The organism is Vibrio sp. Vb1755, assembly GCF_033338635.1.
In the GTDB taxonomy this organism is placed as follows: Bacteria; Pseudomonadota; Gammaproteobacteria; order Enterobacterales; family Vibrionaceae; genus Vibrio; species Vibrio alginolyticus.
In genome coordinates this window covers 1-1,742 of sequence record NZ_JAWOTA010000082.1, presented here as the reverse complement: position 1 = coordinate 1,742, position 1,742 = coordinate 1, and the positions used below count along the sequence as shown (strand labels likewise).

Genomic DNA, 1,742 nt, shown 5'->3' with positions numbered 1-1,742 from the left:
AAGTTCAAACCAATCTTGGCCGCTGTAACTTAGATGAGCATGGCATTTCTAGTATTCTGTTAACCGGATCTGGCGGTCCATTCCGTTACGCTGACATTGCCGATCTCGACAGCGTAACGCCAGCACAGGCAATCGCGCACCCTAACTGGTCTATGGGGCCAAAGATTTCGGTCGATTCTGCGACTATGATGAATAAAGGTCTTGAGTACATTGAAGCAAAATGGCTATTGAATGCGGCTCGTGACCAGTTAAAAGTGATTATTCACCCGCAATCCGTGATCCATTCAATGGTTCAGTATCGTGATGGTTCGGTACTGGCGCAAATGGGGGGGCCAGATATGGCAACACCAATTGCGCTGACAATGTCTTATCCTTCTCGTGTTGATGCCGGTGTAAAACCGCTAGACTTTACTCAAGTAGGTGAATTGACATTCTTGCAACCAGACTTTGCTCGTTATCCTTGTTTGAAGCTTGCGATTGACGCGTGTTACGAAGGGCAACATGCGACTACTGCTCTAAATGCAGCCAATGAAGTTGCTGTTGATGCGTTTCTAAATAATCGCCTTGGTTTTACAGACATAGCTCGCATCAATGAATTGGTTTTGCATAAAATCACCGCAAGCTGCAAACCTGAGAATGCGAATAGCTTGGAAAGCTTGCTCGAGCTAGATAGAATGTCTCGAACTATCGCCCTAGAAATTATACGCGAGCGTAGCTAATGACTGGTATTTTGTGGAATCTCGTTTCTTTTATCGTTGCACTGGGCATTCTCGTTGCCGTGCATGAGTTTGGGCACTTTTGGGTTGCTCGTCGTTGTGGCGTGAAGGTTGAAAGATTTTCCATCGGTTTTGGTAAGTCTATTTGGCGAAAAGTTGGTCAAGACGGAACCGAATATACTATCTCAATGATTCCTCTTGGTGGATACGTCAAAATGGTAGATAGCCGTGTTGACGATGTGCCAGAAAGTGAAAAACATTTAGCCTTTGATCAAAAGCCGCTTTGGAAACGAACGTCTATTGTTGCAGCTGGCCCTATCTTTAATTTCTTATTTGCTATTTTTGCTTATTGGTTGGTTTTCCTGATTGGTGTACCTGCGGTAAAACCCGTAATTGGTGAAGTTACGCCCAATTCGATTGTTGCTGAGGCAGGAATTGAATCTGGAATGGAACTAAAAGCAGTATCAGGCATCAAAACTCCGGATTGGGAATCAGTTAATATGGGATTAATTTCTCATATTGGTGATGATGCTATGACGCTAACACTGACGTCAGACTCAGAAGTTGGCGCTGAAGTGACGAAAACGCTGGACCTTCGTGACTGGAAATTTGATCCAGAAACTGAATCTGCGATGCATTCACTTGGCTTTGCTCCTTATACACCAGAAATCTATCGTGTTATTAAGCAAGTTTCTGAAGATGGTGCAGCCGCGAAAGCAGGTGTGCTTCCAGAAGATGAAATCATCGCGATTGGTGGTGAGCCTATCAATGACTGGAAACAAGTCGTAGATGCTGTACGCTCAAATCCAAATACTCCAATCGAGTTGACGGTATTACGCCGAGGCATTGAGCAATCACTAACATTAACACCAGACAGTCGTGAGCTGGCTAACAAACAAGTGGTTGGCTTTGCAGGTATCGCACCTGAAGTCGCAGAATGGCCAGAAAGTTATCGCTTCGAGCTGCAGTTTGGTGTATTCGAATCAATTGGTAAAGCGGTTGATAAGACAGGCCAAGTGATTGGTT

The 1,742-nt window shown here is 44.7% G+C and carries 1 protein-coding gene and 1 pseudogene; both read left to right on the top strand.

Features of this window, described 5'->3' with window-relative positions:
- A pseudogene (locus R7E00_RS22740) lies at nt 1–719 on the top strand (1-deoxy-D-xylulose-5-phosphate reductoisomerase); the annotation flags it as partial.
- The coding region (gene rseP, locus R7E00_RS22735) for an RIP metalloprotease RseP (RefSeq protein ID WP_318124506.1) at nt 719–1,742 on the top strand (1,024 nt) is incomplete at its 3' end. The pseudogene R7E00_RS22740 and the gene rseP, both read left to right, overlap by 1 nt.